Annotated in this window: 19 protein-coding genes and 1 pseudogene; 14 read left to right on the top strand and 6 right to left on the bottom strand. The window is 60.0% G+C overall.

Annotated features, from left to right (window positions below; translation table 11 throughout):
- Window positions 1-290 precede the first annotated feature (290 nt).
- The 5 genes and pseudogenes from AC1Q64_RS23030 to AC1Q64_RS23050 form a co-directional block, all read right to left on the bottom strand.
- Complete coding sequence (locus AC1Q64_RS23030) at window positions 291-1,310, bottom strand: DNA-binding protein (RefSeq protein WP_492252939.1); 1,020 nt, start codon at window positions 1,308-1,310, stop codon at window positions 291-293.
- 228 nt (window positions 1,311-1,538) lie between these two features.
- Window positions 1,539-1,688: pseudogene (locus AC1Q64_RS23035) on the bottom strand (transposase); the annotation flags it as partial.
- Between the two features lie 910 nt (window positions 1,689-2,598).
- Window positions 2,599-3,489 carry an alpha/beta hydrolase gene (locus tag AC1Q64_RS23040; protein WP_492252940.1) on the bottom strand — a complete coding sequence of 297 codons (891 nt, stop codon included), beginning with the start codon at window positions 3,487-3,489 and terminating at the stop codon, window positions 2,599-2,601.
- Between the two features lie 8 nt (window positions 3,490-3,497).
- Window positions 3,498-4,466 carry a Bug family tripartite tricarboxylate transporter substrate binding protein gene (locus tag AC1Q64_RS23045; RefSeq protein WP_492252941.1) on the bottom strand — a complete coding sequence of 323 codons (969 nt, stop codon included), beginning with the start codon at window positions 4,464-4,466 and terminating at the stop codon, window positions 3,498-3,500.
- A gap of 4 nt (window positions 4,467-4,470) precedes the next feature.
- Window positions 4,471-4,854 (bottom strand): Rid family hydrolase, encoded by a 384-nt coding sequence (locus tag AC1Q64_RS23050; protein WP_492252942.1) that lies wholly within the window; start codon window positions 4,852-4,854, stop codon window positions 4,471-4,473.
- Between the two features lie 146 nt (window positions 4,855-5,000).
- Between AC1Q64_RS23050 and AC1Q64_RS23055 the strand changes: the two genes are divergently transcribed.
- From AC1Q64_RS23055 to AC1Q64_RS23065, 3 genes are all read left to right on the top strand, one after another.
- On the top strand, window positions 5,001-5,894 hold the full coding sequence (locus tag AC1Q64_RS23055) for a LysR family transcriptional regulator (protein ID WP_492252943.1): 894 nt from the start codon (window positions 5,001-5,003) through the stop codon (window positions 5,892-5,894).
- Between the two features lie 154 nt (window positions 5,895-6,048).
- On the top strand, window positions 6,049-6,468 hold the full coding sequence (locus tag AC1Q64_RS23060) for a (R)-mandelonitrile lyase (RefSeq protein WP_492252944.1): 420 nt from the start codon (window positions 6,049-6,051) through the stop codon (window positions 6,466-6,468).
- Between the two features lie 162 nt (window positions 6,469-6,630).
- Window positions 6,631-7,794, top strand: coding sequence for an alpha-hydroxy acid oxidase (locus AC1Q64_RS23065; protein WP_492252945.1), 1,164 nt, complete (start codon window positions 6,631-6,633; stop codon window positions 7,792-7,794).
- Between the two features lie 289 nt (window positions 7,795-8,083).
- Here the strand turns inward: AC1Q64_RS23065 and AC1Q64_RS23070 are convergent, their stop codons facing one another.
- The gene (locus AC1Q64_RS23070) at window positions 8,084-8,848 is read right to left on the bottom strand and encodes an IclR family transcriptional regulator (RefSeq protein WP_492252946.1); all 765 of its coding nucleotides are present in this window, start codon (window positions 8,846-8,848) and stop codon (window positions 8,084-8,086) included.
- Window positions 8,849-8,928: 80 nt separating this feature from the next.
- Between AC1Q64_RS23070 and AC1Q64_RS23075 the strand changes: the two genes are divergently transcribed.
- The 11 genes from AC1Q64_RS23075 to AC1Q64_RS23125 all read left to right on the top strand — a co-directional run bounded on the left by AC1Q64_RS23075 (window position 8,929) and on the right by AC1Q64_RS23125 (window position 22,479).
- Entirely contained in the window at window positions 8,929-9,729 is an 801-nt protein-coding gene (locus tag AC1Q64_RS23075; RefSeq protein ID WP_020227220.1) for an enoyl-CoA hydratase, read from the top strand.
- The gene (locus tag AC1Q64_RS23080) at window positions 9,726-11,849 is read left to right on the top strand and encodes an acetate--CoA ligase family protein (RefSeq protein ID WP_020227219.1); all 2,124 of its coding nucleotides are present in this window, start codon (window positions 9,726-9,728) and stop codon (window positions 11,847-11,849) included. The genes AC1Q64_RS23075 and AC1Q64_RS23080 overlap by 4 nt, the downstream gene beginning before the upstream one ends.
- A 37-nt stretch (window positions 11,850-11,886) precedes the next feature.
- Window positions 11,887-12,867 carry a tripartite tricarboxylate transporter substrate binding protein gene (locus tag AC1Q64_RS23085; RefSeq protein WP_020227218.1) on the top strand — a complete coding sequence of 327 codons (981 nt, stop codon included), beginning with the start codon at window positions 11,887-11,889 and terminating at the stop codon, window positions 12,865-12,867.
- Window positions 12,868-12,872: 5 nt separating this feature from the next.
- Window positions 12,873-14,036 carry an acyl-CoA dehydrogenase family protein gene (locus AC1Q64_RS23090; protein ID WP_020227217.1) on the top strand — a complete coding sequence of 388 codons (1,164 nt, stop codon included), beginning with the start codon at window positions 12,873-12,875 and terminating at the stop codon, window positions 14,034-14,036.
- On the top strand, window positions 14,036-15,199 hold the full coding sequence (locus AC1Q64_RS23095; RefSeq protein ID WP_024000943.1) for an acyl-CoA dehydrogenase family protein: 1,164 nt from the start codon (window positions 14,036-14,038) through the stop codon (window positions 15,197-15,199). The genes AC1Q64_RS23090 and AC1Q64_RS23095 overlap by 1 nt, the downstream gene beginning before the upstream one ends.
- Before the next feature lie 585 nt (window positions 15,200-15,784).
- Entirely contained in the window at window positions 15,785-16,528 is a 744-nt protein-coding gene (locus AC1Q64_RS23100) for a PEP-utilizing enzyme (protein WP_020227215.1), read from the top strand.
- 33 nt (window positions 16,529-16,561) lie between these two features.
- Window positions 16,562-18,124, top strand: coding sequence for a hypothetical protein (locus tag AC1Q64_RS23105; protein ID WP_492252947.1), 1,563 nt, complete (start codon window positions 16,562-16,564; stop codon window positions 18,122-18,124).
- 3 nt (window positions 18,125-18,127) lie between these two features.
- On the top strand, window positions 18,128-18,733 hold the full coding sequence (locus tag AC1Q64_RS23110) for a hypothetical protein (protein WP_020227213.1): 606 nt from the start codon (window positions 18,128-18,130) through the stop codon (window positions 18,731-18,733).
- Window positions 18,734-18,737: 4 nt separating this feature from the next.
- A complete protein-coding gene (locus tag AC1Q64_RS23115; RefSeq protein ID WP_020227212.1) occupies window positions 18,738-20,501 on the top strand; it encodes a pyruvate, phosphate dikinase in 1,764 nt (587 codons plus the stop codon).
- Window positions 20,502-20,566: 65 nt separating this feature from the next.
- Complete coding sequence (locus AC1Q64_RS23120; protein ID WP_020227211.1) at window positions 20,567-21,103, top strand: biotin/lipoyl-containing protein; 537 nt, start codon at window positions 20,567-20,569, stop codon at window positions 21,101-21,103.
- Window positions 21,104-21,126: 23 nt separating this feature from the next.
- Complete coding sequence (locus AC1Q64_RS23125; protein WP_492252948.1) at window positions 21,127-22,479, top strand: acetyl-CoA carboxylase biotin carboxylase subunit; 1,353 nt, start codon at window positions 21,127-21,129, stop codon at window positions 22,477-22,479.
- The last annotated feature ends 7 nt before the right edge of the window (window positions 22,480-22,486 follow it).

Genomic DNA, 22,486 nt, shown 5'->3' on the forward strand with positions numbered 1-22,486 from the left:
GCAAGCGGGCTCAACACCAATGCTGGGTCGCGGTTCTGCTAGGATTCGCCTCGAGCGTGCTTGAGCCTCCCTGCTCCCTAAACATACGAAGAGGCCCGCGTAGCACCCCCCATGGTCGGCTCGTAAAGGGCAAAATTTGGGACGATTAGGCAGCGGCTAATCTATGGGCGGCGATGTCGCCCACCTTTTTCGGGCCCACCCATGCGGTGGGCCTTGCTCTTTGTGCTTCAGCAGGTTGCCGGCGAAGACCGCGCAGATCGACACGCGATGCTGCTGCCAGGTGGATCTCGTCAGAGACTCCGACTGGATCCTGAGCCGGCGGAAAACGTGTCCAAGCGGCGCATCAGATCCTCAGTCATCTGTTGGCGCACTGCGTCGGCCGCGGTGGCCGCGGCGAGCTGCCGCTCCAGTTCCAGGTTGCGCTGTGTGGCCCCATGCAGTTCAGTCTGCAGGCGGGTGAGCTCTTGCTCGCGGCTCAGGGCCTTCGCAGTCAATTCTTCCAGTTGCTGTGGCAATTCGGCAAGGCCGAGGGCAGTTTGCTGCGCCGCCTGCAGCTGCGTTTCCAAGCTCTGGAGTTGCGACCTGGCCTGGCCCAGCTCCCGCGCGAGCGCCTGGTTCTGCTGGTGGTCGTTGCGCATCTGCTGCTGGTTGACCGAAACAGCCGCATTGGCCTTGGTCAGCTCCGTCTGCAGGTACTGCAGCTGCTGCTCGTGCTGGCGTAGCTCGCGCTCGCGCTGCTCCTTGGACGCTTCGCGGAAGTGCTCAAGCGCCTCTCTGGCATGGGTGTGCTTTTCTTCCAGGGACTGGCTGTGCGCTTGTGCGCTCTCAAGCCGGGTCTGCAACTGGGTTGCGTGCTCGACCAACTGAGCCTGCTCGATCGCCTTGGCGGCCAGTTGCCTGCCTGCTTGCTCGTGGGATTCGCGTTCCCTGGCCAACTCCAGTTGGGTCTGCTCTAGCTGCCGCCTGGCCGCGGCTGTTTCGCTCTTGGAGGTCTCCAGGCTGGCCTTGTACTGCGCCTCCTTGGCGCTGAACTCCTCCATCAGTGCAACGACCCTCGCATTGGCATCGAACTCCAACCTGGTAGACAGGCGGCCTACCAGTTCGGCGAGCTCATCGCTGATGCTGATTTTCGGTGCCGTGGCGGTGGCCTCCTCGTCCTCGATTTCCTTGAGGTACCTGTGGATGGTCACCTTGGAGCCGGTATTGCCCAACTCGACGCGCACCGCATCGATGGACGGGTACCTGCCCTGGCTGATCAGCCTATCCCTGGCTCGCAACACCTCAGACTTGTAGATTCCGGCTCTGGCCATGGCATCCTCCGATTTTTTCGTACCGTATTACATACCATGATATTACATACTATGTACGGCAACGGAAAGGTGCGATTTCGCAGAAACCTCAAACAAGTTAATAAGGGTTTATCTGATGTGACCTCTTCGCGGCCCCTGAAATCCCTATGTCGCAGCATGTACTGCGTCGCGAACAGGCCTTTTGAAATTTTGAACTTGCCAATGCCAGTCCGTGCTGCTGAATGCGGTCAATTTCGCCCGCCACTTTGCACCATCAAGGCCTGCAAAGCGGCGGTACAGGGGCCGCTCCTGCAGTTCTTCTTCCATGGCCCGATCGCTCAGGCTACACCACAGCTGCAGGCAGGGGATGCGCAGCATGGTTTCGATGGGAAGCGGTGGAAGGCCACCCAAGGCCTGGTGTGCGCCTCGGGCGAACGGGGCAATGAGGGCCACCGGAGTTGCTCAGGGCACGACCTGGCTCATACCTCCTGGCGCACGCGCGTCAAGCAATGCGAACGGAGCGCACGAAAATCGGCGGCGCCTGCGAGAAAAATGCTTCAATCGCCCTGGCGATCAGCTTGACTGTCCGCATCGGCGCCAGGGCTGCCTGTATCGCTGCCAGCGGCGGGGTGTATCTCCTCCCGCTGTGGAATGTGACCGCTGCTTCCCACAGAGTCGGTCGCAGGCTGGGGCGAAACAGTCGCTTCCCCTATGCTTTCCTGCAGATGACCGCCTTGGGCGGGATGCTGCTCAGGAACGGTTGCTTGCGCAGCTTTGGATGCGGGGGTGGGATCGTTTGGGGAAGTCATGGAATCTCCTTAAGACTGATGTGCTGACCGTGGCCGCAACACGAATGGCCTTATCGGATTTTGCGAACCCTGTGATTGTGGGTTTGCAGCATTTCTTCACCACTTTGCGTGGGCCTTGTCTTACCCGGATGCCAGTTGTCCTGTGCCAAGCCCCTACATCAGGGACACGGGTGTGATGCCACCAAGGCTGGTATGCGTGAATACCAACCGCCTATTCCCATCCGGCTCTTACAGCAAACTTTGCCCCGCTGGCGGACACGCAGGAGGACCGCAATGCATGCGCTCGAAACGATTCCTGTGCCTCTGGCCGTCAAGCGGCGGTACGCACCGTCAGGCCGAGCCTGCATCGACCGCCGCTTCTGCTTTCTTTTACCTGAAAGGGGATGAATGGTTGGGATCCGTGTGTGCTTCTCGCGGACAAGTCCCGGATGCGTCTGACCATGGACTGCGTGCGCCGGACATGATCTATTTATGCATTTGCGAGCATTGGCCGAATGCTACTAAATGTTGCGTTCAAAGAATTGGGTAATAACTTCTAGGAGCGTCGATTGCTTTTTATCCTGATACACGACGGATGAAGCCGGGTAAAAATGATCGACTTCCGGAACTGACACGGACTCAACAATCGGAAGTCTTTTTCTTAGGTAATCCGGAACGATACTACCTTGTTCGACAATATGTGGTAAATCCCGTTCGGCGGTCACCACCATCAAACTAGGGCTTTGGCGAATGAATGGGACGTTTGCTCGCAAGTCATCTGAATGCAGGAATGCCGAAGCCGCCACCACCGCTTTAACATCAACACCCTCGGCAAATACTGCGTTGAGCGCGCTACGCCCGCCGGCTGACCAGCCGAACAATGCTACACGCGTTGGGTCCACATTCCATCGATCAGCGTTGTCTTGAACGAAGCGAGTGGCCATGGCGACATCGTCCGCAGCGGCTTCAATGCCGCAAGCCAATTCATGCAGACTGGCGGGAGGCAAGCCAAGAACTTCTCGAGCGCGGTGCATGCGATCTGGCGCTATGGAATCATGAGATGCAAGTGCGGGAGTTGAGCCTGGAGCGGGGTCCTCTGACGTCAGGCGGTAGCCGACGCTGAATGTTACGAAGCCGCGCGTAGCCCAATACGACGCATATGCGCTTGCCGATGTATTAAACGTCTCTCCTGCGGTAAAGGAGTCATCCTCCTTGTTTCCGAAGTGAAAAGCGCCACCGAATATTGTGATAATCGCCGGAGAGCAAGTGCCGTTCCGGTTTTTGGCCTCAGGTTCGTATACATCCAGAAGAAGCGGACGCTTCTTGGGTATGCCGTGATAATCAATCACTGCTTCGCCAAAAATCACGTCGCGCGTCACTTTTACCTGATTCTTAAAGTCGTCGTATTTCATTTGAAAACTCAGTCCGCCACCATTCCGCTGTCGCGTGCAATCTTTCCATAGTTCACTACATACCCGCGAAACTTCTCTTTCCACTGCAAAGGTGTTTGCGATTCCGGGATGCTTGAACCGGTCCTTGTCAGAAAATCTTTGATTTCAGCTTGCTGAACTTCCTTTTGTACCGAGGTGTTGAGCCTCAGCGTGATCTGGTCAGGAAGGCCAGCAGGAGCAAAAAGGCCGAGCCAACCGGTGGCAGGAAACGCATAGCCTGCCTCCGCAACCGTTGGGACATCCGGGATGTCACTCACACGCGATGGCCCGGCAATGGCAAGTGCGCGCAATCGCCCGCTTTTGACAAGCGGGAGGGCTGTAATTGGATCCAACACAGCAATATCCAATTGACCACTGATCAAATCCGGAATCGAAGCACTTCCCGTCTTATAAGGAACATGTACGAGTTTGACGCCGGCCATTTTGTTCAGGCTCTCTCCTACCAAGTGAGCGGTAGATCCGGAACCAAATGAACCATACGTCATCTTTTCAGGCTCGGATTTTGCATGTGCGACCAAGTTTGCGAGCGAGCTGAGACTTGAATCTTTGCCCACCACCATGATCATGGGTGTGACCGATATTTGTGCGATAGGGGTAAAGCTTCTGATGGGATCAAATTTGAGCGTCTTGTAGATCGCCGGTGCGGTAGCCAGGCCGCCGACTGCGAGCAACAGAGTGTACCCATCTGCCTTCTGACGGGAGACGTATTCATACGCCAAGATGCCGCCCGCACCTGCTTTGTTATCGACAACAATGGGCTGCCCCACGTCTCCAGATATTTTTTCTCCCAGTTTTCTTGCGAGGCTATCGGCAACGGAACCTGGCCCTCCAGGGACCACGATAGTGATCGGGCGTGTAGGCCACTCGGTTTGGGCGTTCACAGGAATACAAAAGGCTGTGGCCGCAGAAAGCAGTGCGATGTTAAGCGTGGTTTTCATGATTTTAAACATGGGCAATACAAGAAATTTCAACCAAAAATTCGTCACGAACCAAATCAGCACGAATACAGTATCGCGCCGGTGGATTTTTTGGAAAATATTTTGCGTACACCTCGTTCATTTTTTTATAGTCATCCATGCTCTTGAGAAATATCATGCTGAAGGCAATATCCTCCATTTTTCCTCCAGCAGCCTCGACGACACTCTTGATAGATTCGAGTACGTTGACCGTTTGGGCCGCTGCATCACCAATCCCGAAGCTCTTTCCATCATCGTCGATGGGGACCATTCCCGAAATGTAAATTGCCTCACCCGTTGCGCGCGTGCCGGGAGAATAAGGTGCAAGAGGTACAGGGGAATTTTGAGGGATAACGCTAGTCTTAGACATGATGAACTCGGTAGTGGGTGTGGCTTCAGTATGCATAAAATAAAACGCTGCATGGTCAACATTTAATCCACGCAGCGTTGCCAAAACCACAACAGGCCCGATCCTTGCGCTATCACTGCCCCAAAATAGTACATATCACTTGTTGCATGCACCTCGATACCAGCTTGTCATACTTTTACGCAGTTGTACGCACCGGTTCGGTGCGTTTGGCCGCAGAGCAATTGCATGTTTCGGCTTCCGCAGTGAGCAGGATGGTGCGTCAAGTTGAGCATCGGTACAAAACACCATTGTTCGAGAGGCGCGCGAGCGGCATGAAGCTGACCCCAGCTGGGGAAATTCTTTTCCATCAATTGGGAGGGGTACTCCAGCAGATGAGAGATGCTGAAAGCCGGATTGCAGAACTCACCGGGGCACTGGGTGGGGAAATCGTGGTAAGTGGTGCGGAATCTGCGCTGCCGGCACTGATCACAGAGTTCCAGAAGATGCATCCGGGAGTCGGTTTTCGTGCACTCATCTGCAGTTCTGACGATGTTTTGCAGTCGCTGATAGCTTTTCGGTCGCACATCGGAGTTGCTTACAGTATGGCAAGCCACCCTAGCATTGATGTTATAAAAAAATTTAAGGCTCCGATCGGACTGCTCGTAAGCAAGTCCCATCCTTTTGCAACGCGAAGCTTTGTACCACTTCGAGAAGCCGTCAGCGCAAAGGTGGTTATACCTGACGTTGATTTCGGTATACGCCAATCTCTTGATTTGACTCTTAATGCAGTGGGGCTGCGTCTTCTTCCAGTTGTATCCTCCAATAATTTTTGGCTTTTGCGAACACTCGTTGCCAGCGGTGACTACGTCACATTTGCATCGGCACTTACAGCTCGATCTGAGATAAACGCAGGTCAGTTGGTTGCTGTGCCGCTTTCCGATGCGATGGACTTCACGGGATCAATAATTATTGCAAAACGCAATGGCCGCACCCTTCACTCTGCTGCAGAGAAATTCATAGAAATGATCTGTGAATTCTATGGAAAAGAGCTTGCTGGTTAGCATGAAAGGGGTCGGTGTCTGCAGGTGTGCGATATTTTGGAACGCTACGTTGCGCAAATTTAGACCATGAACAATGAGTGCTGCCAGACAATCTGACATCAAATAATTCAGGCCTGTGGCCCGTTCAAGGTGAAGTATGTCAGGAAATAATTCTATGCTTGTTAAACGTGCAGGTACTCGGCCGACCTCGCCGGGCCCGTCCGAGTGGTTTACTGGCGCCGTCTGTTGGGATCCGTTGAATTCACCACCCGAGCCAGCGACAGCGTCGTCGGTCAGCGTGACGTTTGAGCCAGGTGCGAGGACTGCTTGGCATTCGCATCCTTTGGGGCAAACACTGATCGTTGTTTCCGGGTGCGGATGGACGCAGTGCGAGGGTGGCGAAGTGGAAGAAATCCAGGCCGGGGATGTTGTGTGGTGCCCCCCCGGGGTCCGTCACTGGCATGGGGCTTCCCCGACTACTGGAATGACCCACATAGCTGTTCATGAAAGCGTCAACGGCAGTTACGTGAATTGGATGGAACATGTCACCGAAGAACAGTACGCCGGCAACCTGACGTTGAAAGTTTCAGGCTGACCTTCATAACGTTTGTACTCGTTTATCCGGATTTAACTACTGCTCGTTACAAGTGCAGAAGGACTGCGGATGCGAGGCAGTGCTCGCGCCATATCGCGGGCTTGCTCTTGCTGATTCCGTGCCTGCACTTGGTCGCAGCAACATCTGCCTATCCTGCCTTCCATGACCCAACGACTTGACCGTTGCCACAACCTTCACGATTTTGAGCGCGAGGCCGAGGCGGTGTTGCCGCGGCCGATCTTCGGCTATGTCCACGGCGCGGCGGAAGACCGGCTGGCTTTCGACGGAAACTACCGCTCCTTCCGCAAACACAGGCTTGTGCCGCGGGTGCTTGTTGACGCTACTAGCCGCAGTCCCGCCACTGAGCTGATGGGCCAAGCCTGCTCGCAACCGTTCGGCATGGCTCCGGTAGGCTTGAGCGCGCTTTTCGCTTACCGTGGTGACTGCATGCTGGCCAAGGTGGCGGCGCAGCGCGGCATCCCTATGGTGATGAGCTCATCTTCGCTCATTTCGATGGAGGAGGTGCCGCCATTGAATCCCGAGGCCTGGTTTCAGGCTTATGTGCCGGGCGACCGCGTCAAGATGGAGGCCCTGGTGGCGCGCATCCTGCGCGCCGGCTTCAGGACTCTGGTGATCACGGTGGACACTCCGGCCTACCCCAACAAGGAAGCCTATCTTCGCGCCGGCTTCACCAGTCCGCTGCAGGTTACGCCACGCTTGCTGTGGCAGGGACTGACGCATCCCACCTGGAGCTGCGGCGTCTTCGCCCGCACCGTTCTGCGGCATGGGATGCCGCATTTCGAGAACAACTACGCCACCCGCGGGGTGGCCATCATCGCGCGCGACGTTGAGCGCAGCTTCACAGACCGCAGCAACCTGAGCTGGGACCATTTCGCGCGCATCCGCGAAATGTGGCCATACCGGCTGGTGATCAAGGGCGTGCTGAGCCCGCTAGACGCGGCCCAGGCGCACAAACTGGGGGCCGATGGCGTTGTGCTCTCCAATCACGGCGGCCGCCAGCTAGACGACGCCGTGGCGCCGCTCGACATGCTGCCCGCAGTGCTGGCCGCCTGCCCCGGTCTTCCTGTGATGATCGACGGGGGCATCCGCCGCGGCACCGACGTGCTCAAAGCCCTGGCCCTGGGAGCGAGTTTCGTTTTCCTGGGACGCCCCTTCGCATATGCGGCTGCCACGGCAGGCCAGGCAGGGGTGGAAAAGGCTGTTGATCTGATGGCCGCCGAGATTGACCGCGACATGGTGATGCTGGGTGTACGCAACCTAGGCGAGATCGGACCTCAGTGCATCGCCCCTGCCTTCAATAGCTGAGGCGAACTTGGCGAAATCGAGATCGCCGCGCTGACATGCTCCATCCGCAAGCGCGACGATTTCGTGCCCACCTCGCACCCCCTCCGCCCCATCCGCCAGATGGTCAACACCTCCCCGGACGGGAAGGATGCCTTGGTCTCGCGCATGTACGCGCCAGACCTCGTGCATAAACATCTGGATCGCCTTCAAGAATTGCCGTCGCAAGTGAAGACCGGCGATCAATTGGATCACGCAGGCCGCTGGTATGCCCGACCATGCCAGGCCCAGCGCTTTTGCAGGTGGACTGCACCTACATCCCAAACTCGGGCTTGCTCAGAAGATCCACAAGGACTTGGCCGATCTCTGCCCTACGCGATGGTGTCATGCGCGGCTTGATCGCCGCGATGGAGATCGCCGCGAATGGCACGCCGCCTGGGTCAGGGATTGTGGCACCTACGCCCGCCACCCCCTGCGTGACGGTGTCCACCATCTCGGCATACCCCTGCTTCTGTGTTTTGGATACCACCTTGCCAAAGCGCTCTGCCGTTAAGCCTGCCGCGTCGAAGGCTGCGGCATGCTGCTTGCGTATGCGCGCAATGTCCTGTTCCCCCGCGCTGGCCAGCAAGGCCATACCGCCCACACCAATGCCCAAAGGCCTGATGTCGCCCACGCGCGTGCTGAAAATCTTGACGGGAAACGCACCGTCTTCGCGTTGCAGACAGACCGTGTAGTCACCCTGACGCACCAGCAGAAAGACAGTGTCTTCCGAGATGCGTGCCAGTCGGCGCATCAGGCCGCCGTAGGTAGCCACAAGTGGTGCCCGGCTCAGCGAGGCAAAGCCCAGGCGCATGACCTCCAGGCCCAAGCTGTAGCGGCGCGTGAGCGGGTTGCGGTCGGCGAAGTGCTCTTCCACCAAGCAGGTCATCAGGCGATGAGCAGTTGAGCGTTCCAGCCCGGTGGCAGCTACAACCTCGCTGACCGACATTCCTTGCTCATGGTGCTCGCCCAGCACGCGCAGGATCTGCAGTGCCCGCCGCATGTTCTGGGCCCCCGGGGTTTCCAGAGGTTTGCTCACTATGTGGGATTTCTTTGCAGTGATGTTTGTCATGTGGACATTGTTACCGGACCATCGATGCATTGCCAAGGACCATCCACATGCATCAATCCTCAGAACCTATCTCCACCGAAACACTGGGCGCCGTGCGCCGCATCTGGCTGAACCGGCCCGAGGCGCGCAACGCGCAGAGCCAGCAGATGCTGGAGGCCCTGGACCAGGCCTTCACCCAGGCCGAGCACGACCCCGCCATCCGCGTGGTGCTGCTGGCCGCCCGGGGCGCGCATTTCTCGGCCGGCCATGACCTCAAGCAGGCCCAGGCCGAGCGCGCCGAGTTCACTGTGGAGCAGCGCTGGGCCTATGAAGAAAAGCACTACTACGGCTACTGCCTGCGCATCTGGGACTTCCCCAAGCCCACGGTGGTGCAGGTGCAGGGCGCCTGCATGGCGGCGGGCTTCATGCTGGCCAACATGTGCGACCTGGTGGTGGCGGCCGAGGACGCCTTCTTCTCCGACCCCGTGACCCACACCATGGGCGCGGCGGCCACCGAGGTGCTGATCCACCCCTGGGTGATGGGGTTGCGCCAGGCCAAGGAGTTCCTGTTCACCGGCGCGCGCTGGAGCGCGCAGCAGGCACGCGAGGCCGGCTTCGTGAACCGCGTGGTGCCCACGGCCGATCTGGACGCCGAAACCCTGGCGCTGGCCCAGCGCATCGCCCAGGCGCCGCCCTTTGCGCTGCGCGTGCTCAAGAAGTCGCTCAACCGCTCGGTGGATGTGCGCGGCCTGCGCGAGGCGCTGTCGGCCCACTTCGACCTGCACCAGCTCAGCCATGTTAGCGAAGAGTACCGCCAGACCAAGGAAGCTGGCCTGGCCAGCGCCATCGCCAAGGGGGCCCGCGCATGACAACGAACGCCCACCACCCGCAGCGCCTGCAACCCCTGCTGGCCCCGCGCTCCATCGCCCTCATCGGTGCCAGCGACAACCCGGGCCGCATCGGCGGCATGCCGCTCGATCTGCTGCGCCACTTCGGCTTTGCAGGCGCGGTCTACCCGGTCAACCCCAAGTACCAGGAGGTATTCGGCTACCGCTGCTACCCGGACATCGAATCCCTGCCCGAGGCCTGCGACCTGGTGGTGCTGGCGATTGCCGCGCCCGAGGTCACGGCCATGCTGGAGCGCTGCCACGCCCGGGGCATCCCCGCCGGGATTGTCTACGCCGCCGGCTTTGCCGAAGCGCCGGGCGAGGGCGAGGCCCTGCAGCGCACGCTGGAGGCTTTCGTGCAGCGCAGCGGCATGGTGGTGGCCGGCCCCAACTGCATGGGCTTTGCCAACCTGAACCTGCACGCCTACACGGCCTTTGCCTCGGTGTTCAAGAACGTGCCGCCGCAGACAGGCCCCGGGCGGGCCAGCATCGTCACGCAAAGCGGCAATGTCTGCTCGGCCGTGTTCGCCCTGGCGCGCCGGCTGGGCGTGCCGGTGAGCCACTTCATCAACACCGGCAACGAAGCCTGCGTGGAGTTCTCCGAGTACCTGCAGTACCTGGCGGCGGACGAGTCCACCGAGTGCGTGGTCGGCTATGTGGAGCAGCTGCGCGACGGGCCGCGCTTCATCGACGCGGCGCTGGCCTTTGCGCGCCAGCGCAAGCCGCTCATCCTGTACAAGGCGGGCGAAACGGACAAGGGCTCCGAGGCCGTGCGCTCGCACACCAGCGCGCTGGCCGGCGACCTGGCGCTGTACAAGGCGGCCTTCGAGCAGCTCAACGTGATCCGCGGCACGGACTTCGCCCAGATGGCCGACCTGGCCTACCTCAGCGGCTTTCGCGCGCGCCAGGGCGGGCCGCGCGTGGCCATCGTCACCATGTCGGGGGCGCTGGGCGCCATCCTGGCCGACAAGTTCATCGGCGCGGGGTTGGAGGTGCCCACACTGAGCGAGGACCTGCAGCACACCCTGCGCGAGGGCATCCCGGACTACGGCATGGTTTCCAACCCCGTGGACGTGACGGGCAACGTGGTCAACTCGCCGCAGTTCGTGCGCACCATCCTGGGGGCGCTGGCGCAGTCGGACCAGGTGGACACCGTGGTGGTCTATGCGCCGGGCTACCTGCTCGACCGCATGGCCGAGCCGCTGGTCGAGGTCTGCGGCCAGTGGAACAAGCTTTTCGTGGCCATCGACACCGGTGCCGCCCGGTGCCGGGATCAGCTCGCCCAGGCAAGCGTGCCGGTGTTCGACGACATCGGCCGTGCCACGCAGGCGCTGGCCCCGTTTTGCCAGTGGCTGGCGCGCCACGAGGACGTGGCCCGCTGGGCGGCCCTGCGCCAGGCGCAGGCGGTGGTTCAGCAGGGCGCGGCACCGGCGCTGCCCGCAGCGCTCAACGAGCATGCCACCAAGCTGCTGCTGGCGGGCTATGGCGTGCCCTCGCTGCAGGGCCTGCCGGCCCGCGATGCCGACGAGGCCGTGGCGGCCGCCGGGCAGCTGGGCTACCCCGTGGCCCTGAAGATCCTGAGCGCCGACATCGCCCACAAGACCGAGGTCGGCGGCGTGCGCCTGAACGTGGCCGACGATGCCGCGTTGCGCACGCTCTGCGCCGACATGCTGGCCAGCGTGCAGCGGCACAGCCCTGCGGCGCGCATCGACGGCTTTCTCGTGCAGCCCATGGCCAGCGGCGGCGTGGCCGAGCTGATCGCTGGCATCACGCACGACCCGGTGTTCGGCCCCGCGCTCACCGTGGGCCTGGGCGGCGTGCTGACCGAGCTGTACCGCGACGCCAGCCACCGGCTGCTGCCCGTGGATGCCGCCATGGTGCAGACCATGCTGCGCGGGCTGCGCGCCTGGCCGCTGCTGGACGGCTTTCGAGGGCGGCCCCTGGCTGACGTTGACGGTGCATGCGAAGGAATTGCCGCGCTATCACGCGCCCAGGCTGCCTTGGGCCCTCAAGTGCAGGAGATCGAGATCAATCCTCTGCAGGTGCGAGCGCAGGGGCAAGGCGCATTCGCCCTGGATGCACTGGTCGTCGTCCAGGGCTGACTATTTCCCACTTCACAAGGATCATAAGGAGACAAGCATGGCAAACCTCTTCACAAAATTCGCTTCTGCACTGGTGGCTGCTGCCGTGTTGGGCGTAGCGGCCCCTGCAATCGCTCAGGACGGCTACCCCAACAAACCCATTCGCATGGTGCTGCCGTTCCCCCCGGGTGGCGTCACGGACCTGCTGGCGCGGGCGCTGGCTGACAAGCTGGCCCCGCGGCTGGGACAGCCTGTGATCGTGGACAACAAGCCGGGCGCTGGCACCGTGTTGGCATCCGACATCGTGGCGAGGGCGCCTGCAGACGGCTATACGTTGCTGCTGGCTGCGTCCTCATTGGGCACCGCTCCACTCATCTACAGCAAGGTGAACTACGACGCAATCAAGAGCTTCACCCCTGTCACCCAGGTGGCCTCGGTGGTGCACGTGCTGGTAGTCAACCCGGCGCTCCCTGTGAAGTCGGTCAAGGACCTGGTCGAATACGCGCGCGCAAACCCAGGCAAGCTCAACTACAGCTCTACCGGGACTGGCACTTCGACCCATCTGGAAGGGGAACTGTTCAAGAGCATGGCCAACGCCTACATGGTGCACATTCCGTACAAAGGCAGCGGGCCGGCGCTGACCGACCTGGTGGCGGGAGAGGTGAACGTCATGTTTGATGCATTGGGTTCCTCAAGCCCTTTCATCAAGGCTGACAAGTTGCGCGTCCTGGCCGTAACTACCGCCAAGCGCTCCGAGTCCATTCCCGAACTGCCCACCGTGGCGGAGTCCGGCGTGCCGGGCTACGAGGCCATGCCCTGGCTGGGCCTGGTGGCGCCGGCCGGAACGCCCGCACCCGTGGTAGAGCGGCTGCACAAGGAGATCGCCGCCATCCTCAAAGAGCCGGACATCCGCGAGCGCTTCAAGGGCTGGGGGCTGGACATCATCGGCAACACATCTGCCGAGTTCACGACCTTTCTGCGTCGCGATGTGGACCAGTGGGCGCGTGTGATCAAAAAAGCCAACATCAAAGCGGACTGAGTCTCATGCGTTTCACGTTCACCGAGCAGCAGCAGCTTATTCAGGACAGCGCGCTTGATTGGCTGCGCGACAACTACGATTTCCATCAGCGCGCGGCGAGTGTGCATTGCGAAGGTGGCAACTTGCAGGTGTGGCAAGCCCTCGCCGACCTTGGCTGGTTGGGCCTGCCTCTGGCGGAGGACATTGGCGGATTGGCTGGCGACGCGATCTCCGTTGGACTGGTAGCTCAAGCTCTGGGTCGGCATCTGGTTGTCGAGCCATACGTGGCACATGTTGTGTTGGCGATGCAGGCGATGGACCGCTGCGCAACCTCTGCACAGCGCCTGAGCTGGTTGCCACCACTGGTAGCAGGACAGCAGAGGTTGGCCTGGGCCCACGCGGAGCCTGGTGAGGTCAGCCCGTTTGACGCCCGAGCCTGCACCGCAGAGCACACAGGGGGGGGAATACTGATCAGGGGAGCCAAACAGGGCGTTCGTGGGGCAGCAGGCGCTACCCACTGGCTTGTATCGGCTACTTTAAAACACAACGGTCAGCAACTTCTGCTGCGCGTGCCGAGAGAGCAGGAGGGCGTCCGTATAGACGGGTACCGCACGAGCGATGGGGCGTGTGCGGCGGATCTGTACTTTGATGGCGCGCTGGTGCCAATGGCGAGTGTTCTGGGTGACGGCAACACAAGTACCAATGCGCTGGAGTCTGTGGTTTGCTGGGGCATCGTTACTGCCTGTTGGCAGGCGACTGGCGCCATGCAGGCAGCATTGGAACAGACCCGGCGCTACACCGCTGAGCGACACCAGTTTGGGCAGGCCTTGGCCCAGTTCCAAGTCGTCCAGCACCGCCTTGCGGAGATGGGAGTGCTTTGCCTCGAAGCGCAAGCTGCGTGCGAGCTTGCCTCCATGCGGATGACCCGAATCCAGGGAGAGGGCCTGAGGGCCGTAGCTGCCGGAGCCCGAAGCAAAGTTGCGCGTGCGGGAACCATTGTCTCGCAGGACTGCGTGCAGCTGCACGGCGCCATGGGCGTTTGCGAAGAACTTCCCATTGCCGCCACTTTTCGATACCTGCTTGCTTTCGAAGTTGAGGACGGTTCAGCCGATGCCCATGCGCAATGGTTGGGTGAGCACGCTCACACCTCACAAAGATACGCGATCAGCCAGACATTGGGAGACCTGTGATGGATTTGGAACTGAGCCCTGAAGACCAGAAGTTCCGGCAGGAGGTGCGGGAATTCTTGTCGACGCATCTCACAGACACCTTGCGTGTTGGACAGCTACGCACTACAGCGATGTATCCGGATCCCGACGTATCCGGTCCTTGGCAACATCTACTCAATCAGCGTGGGTGGCTTGTTCCGCTCTGGCCCGTGGAATGGGGTGGCACCGGCTGGACAGCATTCCAGCGCTTTATCTTCGAAACAGAATGCGCGCTTGCGGGTGCACCGCTGGTTCATCCGATGGGTGTTCGACTGGTCGGCCCCGTGTTGCTCAAGTTCGGCACTGACGCCCAAAAGCGCGAGCATTTGCCGCGAATCCTGTCTGGCCAAGACTACTGGTGCCAGGGATTCTCTGAGCCCAACGCAGGGTCGGACCTCGCGGCGCTGCAACTTCGAGCGGACCGGGATGGAGAAGATTATGTGCTCAATGGCTCCAAGATCTGGACTACGCACGCGCATTTCGCGAACCGCATGTTTGCTCTGGTACGCACCAGCAATGCGGGACGCCGGCAAGACGGTATCTCGTTCCTGCTGATTGACATGTCCTTGCCTGGCGTCGGCGTGCGGCCGATTCACACCATCGGAGGAGACCACGATGTGAATGAGGTCCACTTCGACAATGTGCGCGTTCCTGTCTCTCAACGTGTTGGGGAAGAGAACGCCGGGTGGGAGTATGCCAAGTATCTGCTCGAGTTCGAGCGTGGTGCAGGCATCTTCAGCCCGCGCCTGCGATCCCAGCTCAAGCGCGTGGCCAGCGTATTGCCGTCGACAGGCTCTGGCGATGGCCTTCTGCACAAGGCCTTCGGAGATCTGAATGCTGATCTGGACGCTTTCGAATGGCTTGAAGCGCGCAGCATGGCTTCGTTGGCGCCCGGATCGAGTCCAGGACCCGTGGCGTCGGTGCTGAAGCTGCGCGCGAGCCGCCTCAAGCAGGCAATCGGCGCTCTAGGACAACGAGCGCTAGGTCGCAGTGGGCTGCGATGGCACAGTGAATCGCCCTTCTCGGACGCCACCCAGCCTCAAAACATGTCCCTGGTTCCTGAATATTGCAACAGCCGGGCTTTCACGATCTTTGGAGGAGCAGCAGAGATCCAATTGGGCCTCATCGCGAAGAGCTACGCGTGAGCAGCGTCTGCAGGTTGGGCAGATCGACGATCCTCGCCCTGCAGGCGGCATCAACATCCGAAGCGAAGACACCGCAGCTTCCTCGCTGAATTCCACGCAATGGTCGACGGCAATGGCCGGCGCAAAGAGCGAGAACGGGTTGCCAAGTCACTTGAGTCAAGCCACTGAGCACTTAACCAGGCGCACACCTGCGGGCCTTGCGAAACAGTGCAGATTTCCTCCCGCGTCCAATGGTTGGTAGCACAAAGTTACACCGTCACCCCGGCCAGGCATGCCGGTCCCACCGCCAGGGTGCGCATGCCAAACAGGCATGCGAGAGAGCCAGTGCTTCCGCCACATCTGCTGAAGCGCGACACCCAGTCGAAACACATCAAGCGAGAAAAAGACGCACCGCCAGCGTACTGCGGACCTACACGGTCTAGTGCAGGGAGCACCATGGGCTCGGGCAACACCAGATCAGCCAAACATATCGTAAACACCAATATTAGATATGTATAAACTGCAACTACAATGGGCCCCAGCGGCTGAATGACGCGAACAGCGGATAGGCCGTGACGTAGCTGAACTACTCAATGAGGAGACGCAATGGCCACCCTGTTCATGGACACCAACAAGTACGACGACGGCGAAGGCCCCCCTATCGTCGAGGCGTACCACAGTGCAATCAAAGACCTCATCAGGCGCAGGCTGGAGGAGCGAAAGTGCACCTGGGCTGAATTCGTGTTCGGCGCAAGCTACGAGCTGATTACGGCCGAAGACATGAAGTCGATCGAGGCGCAAGTCCTGGCGAACGGATACCGGTTCACCAGCTCCGCCATGATTTCCGCGCTTGAACGCCCGAACGCCTACCTGCCCATCCCAGGCGCGGAAGGCAATCCCGACGAATTCTCGTTCGAGCACGGCGAGGCCAACATCGCAGCGGCCGACCAAGACGGACGACAGCTTTGCGGCCAGGGCGACAACGTGGTCGAGCACCCCAAGAACGTGCGAGGTACTGCGCGTTACTTCCGGTCGATCAAGGACGTGGCAGATGCGCTCGCCGGCGGCGTGCCTGTGAACACCATTGCCGTCATCGACGACAGCGGAGGCACGTTGACCGCGCCCATTCTGGAGCAGTTCGCCGGGGTGATCTGTGCAGGCGGCACTGTCCGTTCCCATCTGGGAATTCTCACGCGTGAGTACGGCATACCTTGCCTCATGAACTCCAAGATCAAGGGGATCAGGAATGGCGACCTGGTGGAGCTTGAGGTCAGTGCTCCAGCAAAGACAACCGAGGCCTACCAGTCGGGCACCGATATGTCTGTGCGAGTTTGGAAGATCGCTCGCTGATAGCGCAATCAATCAAAACTGAAGGAGACAGCCATGCCCCGTCCAAACCTGACCTACAGCCAGATTCTGGAGACAAACAACATCATGCGTGCCGCCGGCGAGGAGACCTACTACCTCGGCGTCACGCGTACCGTCCAAGAGTCCAAGTTCTTCCCGGTGTCGGCTTACGTGATGCTGGGATACCTCAATGCGTTCTACCGCTATCCGGCACTGCTGCGAAAAATCGAATCGCACATGTCGCCGGAGGACATTGCTGATCGCATCCGCAACTGCACCACCAAATTGGAGTCGATGGGCATCAACTGGTGCATGATCAACTTCTATCTCCTGGGCCGGGAGATGCTCATCAACATGGGTGTGATCCGCCCGCACGACGCTGCGGAAGACCTTGCCTACGTGCTCAACTTCTGGCGCCGCTTTCAACTGGCGCGTCGACGGGAAGATGGACGCCTGACGTGCAAGGAGGCCGGGCACCGTTCCCAAATCCTGGCAGAACGCCGCATCCAGGTCTACCACGCCGATATGTATGAGTGCGCCCATGGGGACGAGCTCCATACAGCAACGGACCAATTCCTCGCGGCACTGTCCCAGTACGCCGTTCTGGTGGCCTGCGAGAGCCGGGTATGCATGACCAACCACGGGCCCTACAACCTGGGCAATGGCCGCGAGATGCTGGTGCGGGACTTCTTCGACCTGGCGGAAGGCGACATGCCATGGTTGGATGGCATCGCCACCGAGGTGCCCTATGGCCGGATCACGGTAACCACTGCGGTGAAAGACACCCACTTCTACATTGTCGACGACTGGGGGAGCTTCGAATCGAAGCCTGAGTACAAGGCTGAGAATCTTTGCGGGGTAGGCCTCTATACCTCTGACGAACTGTCGGAGACCCAGATCCCAATCGGCATGGGAAGCAAGGAAGAACTCACGAAGACCCTGGTGGAACTCACCAACATCTTCAAAGACACGACGGCCAAGTTGTGGAAACGCTTCGCCTCCTACCACCGCGAGCAACTGATGGATGCGGGCGCACTGACGTACTACAACATCATCAAGGATTTCGCGCATGTTGCCGGCTGCTATGAGGCCGACGACTGGAACAAGATCGACGAACGCGCGGATCGCTTCCGTCCACTGCTCAACGACGAGTACGGCAACCAGATCCTGGGTGCGCTCTTTGTGCCGTTGTCCTGCCCAAGTCACCAGGTCAGTCCCTACGTGATGATGCAGCACTCCAATCTGCCCAAGCGTACCTACTCTCCGCTGTCCGCTGCAGCTTCGGTCGACGACGGCTGTGTTCCCACGGTTGGCAACCGGATTCATCCGGGGGTCACCTACCTGCCGGAGAAGGTCGATAAATACCGAACGACCCAGGGTGACCTCACGCTGCAGGAGTTGAACAAGCGCTGCAAAGAGTTCATGCCCGCCCTGTGCAAGGAGCCTTTCCGGTATCTGGACGACACATGGGTGAAGTACCACTTCGATAGCCCTCTCGCCGATGAGCTCTACAAGCTCGAGCAGCGGCAATCGAGGACTCTCAAAGGCAAGGGAGCGCGTGTCACGCGCGATGAGATCAACGCACAGACTTTCGAATGAGCCATGAACGCTGAACAACACTTGGTACTTCACGGCCTTGCCATCAAGAAGTATGCGCACCCCGATGCGATTGCATCGCTTTTGGATCTACCTCCCGGGCGTGTGAAGCAGGTCGTCGACGAGGGCGTGGCCAAAGGGACCGTGATCGACGTCGGTGGAAAGTTCGCAGTTTCGCCGGCGGCTCGCCTGTCGCTTCACGCCAACTACAGCCGGTTCTACGGAGCGCTGCGAAACGACAAAGCGTTCCGTGACGCGCATCTGGACTTCGAGAAGATCAACCACGACCTCAAGTCCTTGATCACGGACTGGCAGACGATGAAAGTCGCTGGAAAGTTGGTCCCCAACGATCACAGCGACGAGGCCTATGACGACAAGATCCTGTCACGGCTCTCAAAGCTGCATGAGCATGCGAAGCGCATCCTCGCTGCACTTGCTCAGAGTTTGCCTCGCATGAAGGTGTACAGCGAGAAGCTCGAAGAGGCACTGGACAAGGCCGAGTCAGGAGACTTGGCCTGGGTCAGTGACGCAAAAACCGACAGCTACCACACCGTCTGGTTCGAGCTCCACGAAGACCTCCTGTGCCTCTTGGGCGAGCAACGCAAGGAATGAAGCCATGATTGCCATTACAGAGGCACCTTCGACATTGGTGCTGGATGGATCGAACCTGCCGGAGCGAAGTCTTGTGGGCGGAAAGGCGTGGTCTATCGCCCACATGATGCACCTTGGATTGAGGGTGCCCCCAGCATTCGTGATCACTGCGCCATCCAATGCGAGGTATCTCGAAGAGGGTCGGCTATGGCCCTCGCTTCTCGAAGAAATCCAGGCGGGCATCGGCTACTTGGAGCGTCAAAGCGGGCGAGTGTTCGGAGGAGGCCCGAGGCCGCTTCTCGTGTCGGTCCGCTCCGGAGCGGCTGTGTCAATGCCGGGCATGATGGATACCGTCCTCAACCTCGGCATGAACGACGATGTGCAGGCGGAGATTGCGAAGGAATGCGGCGACCCGGCGTTTGCAAATGACACGCACAGGAGATTCCTGCAGCTGTTTGCGAGCGTGGTGTTGAAGGAGGACATCGAGGAAGGTCACTCGACAGAACTGCAATCCATTCGCCAAGCCCTCATCAACCGGAGCGTGGGCGTGCCGAAAGATCCCTATGCCCAATTGCATGCGGCAATCGAGGCTGTGTTCGCATCGTGGAACTCCAGGCGGGCAAAGCGGTACCGCGAGCACCATGGCATCCCGCACGACCTAGGCACGGCTGTGACTGTCCAGGCAATGGTCTTCGGCAATCTCAATGAGCGCTCCGGGACTGGGGTGCTCTTCAGCCGTAACCCACTTACCGGAGAGCGTCAGCCATTCGGCGAGTACCTGAGCAAGGCGCAGGGTGAGGATGTGGTCTCAGGCCGGTTCACGCCGCAGCCCTTGGATGACCTGAAGCAGAGACTAAGCAGTGCGCACCAAGAGCTGCTGAGTGCCGCCGAGACCTTGGAGCGAGCCGCGTCAGAGGTACAGGACATCGAGTTCACCGTGGAGGACGGTCGGCTGTTCATTCTTCAATCGCGATCTGCGAAGCTGGCTCCGCAGGCGGCGGCGCGGACGAGCGTTGACTTTGTGAAGGAAGGCCGGATCTCGCGGGAGGCAGCATTGAAGCGTGTCACACCTGACCGACTGCGTCAGCTGCTTGCACCTCAGATACCCGCCTCGTCCATTCAGGGAAAACTGCCAGTCGCCCAAGGTGAAGGCGCTTGCCCTGGCGTCGGTATCGGCATCGTTGTCAACGATGCGGATCAGGCTGAAGTCCTCATTCAGCGCGGAGAGCGCGTCGTGCTATTTCGCCCCACCACCAGTCCAAACGATCTGCACGGAATGATTGGTGCGGCAGCGGTCGTGACCGAGGAGGGAGGAAGCACCTCTCACGCGGCCGTGGTCAGCCGTTCGCTCGGTGTCCCGTGTGTCGTCGGGTGCGGTGCTGGAAGGCTACGGGAGCTAACAGGTCGCATTGTTACGGTCGATGGCCAGAACGGGACCGTCTACGACGAAGCTCTTCAAGTTGAGCGCGCTGATGAACGCAGCGATCCTGTGCTTGGTGAGCTGTTGTCTTGGGCTGCGGCGCGGTCGCCAATTCGCGTTTTGCGGATTGGTGACTCCACTGCCCAGCCTGTACTGGATTTGGATGGGGATGAGGAAGCCTGTGACGCGGACACCGTGGATGCAGCACTCGCGCGGCTCCTGAAAGGCGGCTCCTACAAGGGGGCAAAAGGCGGTGCCATCGCCACCGATGCAGGGATTCACGCGGCTGTCAGGCATGGCCTGGACTTCGTTGTCGCAGATCCGGTTCTTCCTCCTCTCGTCGCCGCAGTCGCCGGCGCCCTTCGCTGAATTTTGCGGCTCGGAGCCGCCAACCATCCTTCCATTTCTATCCACCTCTACCCAAGGAACACTCCGTGCTGAACATCAAGTCCCAAGATATCGCTGCTCTCATCGAGGCCTTCGAGCGCAGCAGCTCGCGAGAGATGCGCGTCGCTGCGGGCAATCTCGAACTTCAACTTTCCAAGAACGCTGACGGTGTGCGGCAGATTTGGAAGGGACGCTCTGACGTCCCGTCGCAAGCTCCCGCAGCGCTTGCCCCAGCGACTCCGGCTCCTACCGCCACCACGACACCGCCCGCCGCTGAAAAGGCAACGCAGGCAGCGGCCCCCGCAGCGGCAGCGGCAGTGTCTGGTGCTGCCCCGGATGGGCACGTCTTCGTCCGTGCGGCGAACCTGGGAACCTTCTATCGCGCCCCAAAGCCAGGTGCCGAGAAGTACGTCGAGATCGGATCGCGTGTATCCAAAGACACTGAGGTCTGTCTCATCGAAGTGATGAAGCTCTTCACTCCCCTCGTGGCAGGAACAGAAGGCATCGTTCGCGAGGTCTATGTGAGCGATGGCTCATTGGTCGAGTTCGATCAGCCGCTGTTCCTTGTGCAGCTCGAATCCTGAAAGGGCCTCCAGTGATCCGGAAGTTGTTCATTGCCAACCGCGGAGAAATCGCGCTTCGTGTGGTGCGGGCTGCGAAAAAGCTTGGCATTCACTCGGTACTGGCCGTATCCACTGCTGATCGCGAGAGCATGGCGGCAAAGGAGGCCGACCAGGTCGTGGTGGTAGGACCTGCTCCTGCACGCTCCTCCTACCTGAATGGGCCGGCTCTTGTCCATGCTGCGGTGACAACTGGGTGCGACGCGTTGCACCCAGGTTACGGCTTTCTCTCGGAGCGGGCATCCTTTGCCAAGCTTTGCGAGGACCAGGGCATATTGTTCGTAGGACCTCGATCCGAAACCATTGAAGCAGTTGGAGACAAGCTTGCCGCGCGTCGCTTGGCCACGACGGCCGGAATTCCAATGGTGTCGGGAACTGGCAAGGTCTCGTCCACTGAGGAAGCGCTCAGTACCGCTGAGCGAATCGGCTATCCAGTAATCACCAAGGCGTCCGCTGGCGGTGGCGGCCGTGGCATGCGGGTTGCGCGCAATGCATCCGAACTGCGGGATTCTTTCGACCGCTCATCGCAAGAAGCGCTTGAGGCATTCGGAGATGGAACGCTCTATTTGGAGCGTTTTGTTGAACGAGCGCGCCACATTGAAGTGCAGGTACTGGGCGATGGACACGGTGAAGTTCTTCACTTTGGAGAGCGTGACTGTACCCTGCAGCGTCGGTACCAGAAGATGATGGAAGAGGCGCCTGCAATTGCCCTTTCGGAAGGTGCAAGACAGCGCATTCATGCGGCTGCAATTGGTCTGCTGAAGCCGTTGAAGTACCGGAATGCTGGAACGGTGGAGTTCCTGTTCGACCCGGATCGAGACGAGTTCTACTTCATGGAGGTGAATGCTCGAATCCAGGTGGAACATCCCGTCTCCGAGATGATCTGCGGCGTGGATCTGATCGAGTTGCAGCTTCAAGTCGCCGCCCTTGAAAAGCTTCCGCTTCAACAATCAGACATCCGTTTCAATGGCCATGCCGTGGAGTTGCGAATCCTGGCGGAAGACCCGCGCCGAGATTTTCAGCCAAGCCCTGGCCGTCTCACGGAATGGCACTTCGACACGAACAGTGATGGTCGCCGCCTGGATAGCGCGATGCATGTTGGTGCCCTTGTTCCCCCGTACTACGACAGCATGATCGGAAAGCTTCTCGTCCACTGCAACAACCGAGACGAGACCATGCGAACCATGCTTTCGGTGGTACAGGGGGCCCGCATTGCTGGCATTCGAAGCAATGTCGAACTCCTGCGCTTCCTCCTTGCGCACCCGGACGTCTTGAAAAACGACGTCGATACCCGATGGGCTGAGCGCGTACTCATGCCTCAATTTCTTCAAGCTCAATAAGTACTGC

The sequence above is a fragment of the Acidovorax sp. GW835-FHT14G06 genome (genome assembly GCF_058793595.1).

What these genes read in the sequence shown, in the direction of transcription:
- AC1Q64_RS23030 (WP_492252939.1), bottom strand. Translation starts at nt 1,310, where the DNA reads ATGGCCAGAGCCGGAATCTACAAGTCTGAGGTGTTGCGAGCCAGGGAT.
- AC1Q64_RS23040 (WP_492252940.1), bottom strand. Translation starts at nt 3,489, where the DNA reads ATGAAATACGACGACTTTAAGAATCAGGTAAAAGTGACGCGCGACGTG.
- AC1Q64_RS23045 (WP_492252941.1), bottom strand. Translation starts at nt 4,466, where the DNA reads ATGAAAACCACGCTTAACATCGCACTGCTTTCTGCGGCCACAGCCTTT.
- AC1Q64_RS23050 (WP_492252942.1), bottom strand. Translation starts at nt 4,854, where the DNA reads ATGTCTAAGACTAGCGTTATCCCTCAAAATTCCCCTGTACCTCTTGCA.
- AC1Q64_RS23055 (WP_492252943.1), top strand. Translation starts at nt 5,001, where the DNA reads ATGCACCTCGATACCAGCTTGTCATACTTTTACGCAGTTGTACGCACC.
- AC1Q64_RS23060 (WP_492252944.1), top strand. Translation starts at nt 6,049, where the DNA reads ATGCTTGTTAAACGTGCAGGTACTCGGCCGACCTCGCCGGGCCCGTCC.
- AC1Q64_RS23065 (WP_492252945.1), top strand. Translation starts at nt 6,631, where the DNA reads ATGACCCAACGACTTGACCGTTGCCACAACCTTCACGATTTTGAGCGC.
- AC1Q64_RS23075 (WP_020227220.1), top strand. Translation starts at nt 8,929, where the DNA reads ATGCATCAATCCTCAGAACCTATCTCCACCGAAACACTGGGCGCCGTG.
- AC1Q64_RS23080 (WP_020227219.1), top strand. Translation starts at nt 9,726, where the DNA reads ATGACAACGAACGCCCACCACCCGCAGCGCCTGCAACCCCTGCTGGCC.
- AC1Q64_RS23085 (WP_020227218.1), top strand. Translation starts at nt 11,887, where the DNA reads ATGGCAAACCTCTTCACAAAATTCGCTTCTGCACTGGTGGCTGCTGCC.
- AC1Q64_RS23090 (WP_020227217.1), top strand. Translation starts at nt 12,873, where the DNA reads ATGCGTTTCACGTTCACCGAGCAGCAGCAGCTTATTCAGGACAGCGCG.
- AC1Q64_RS23095 (WP_024000943.1), top strand. Translation starts at nt 14,036, where the DNA reads ATGGATTTGGAACTGAGCCCTGAAGACCAGAAGTTCCGGCAGGAGGTG.
- AC1Q64_RS23100 (WP_020227215.1), top strand. Translation starts at nt 15,785, where the DNA reads ATGGCCACCCTGTTCATGGACACCAACAAGTACGACGACGGCGAAGGC.
- AC1Q64_RS23105 (WP_492252947.1), top strand. Translation starts at nt 16,562, where the DNA reads ATGCCCCGTCCAAACCTGACCTACAGCCAGATTCTGGAGACAAACAAC.
- AC1Q64_RS23110 (WP_020227213.1), top strand. Translation starts at nt 18,128, where the DNA reads ATGAACGCTGAACAACACTTGGTACTTCACGGCCTTGCCATCAAGAAG.
- AC1Q64_RS23115 (WP_020227212.1), top strand. Translation starts at nt 18,738, where the DNA reads ATGATTGCCATTACAGAGGCACCTTCGACATTGGTGCTGGATGGATCG.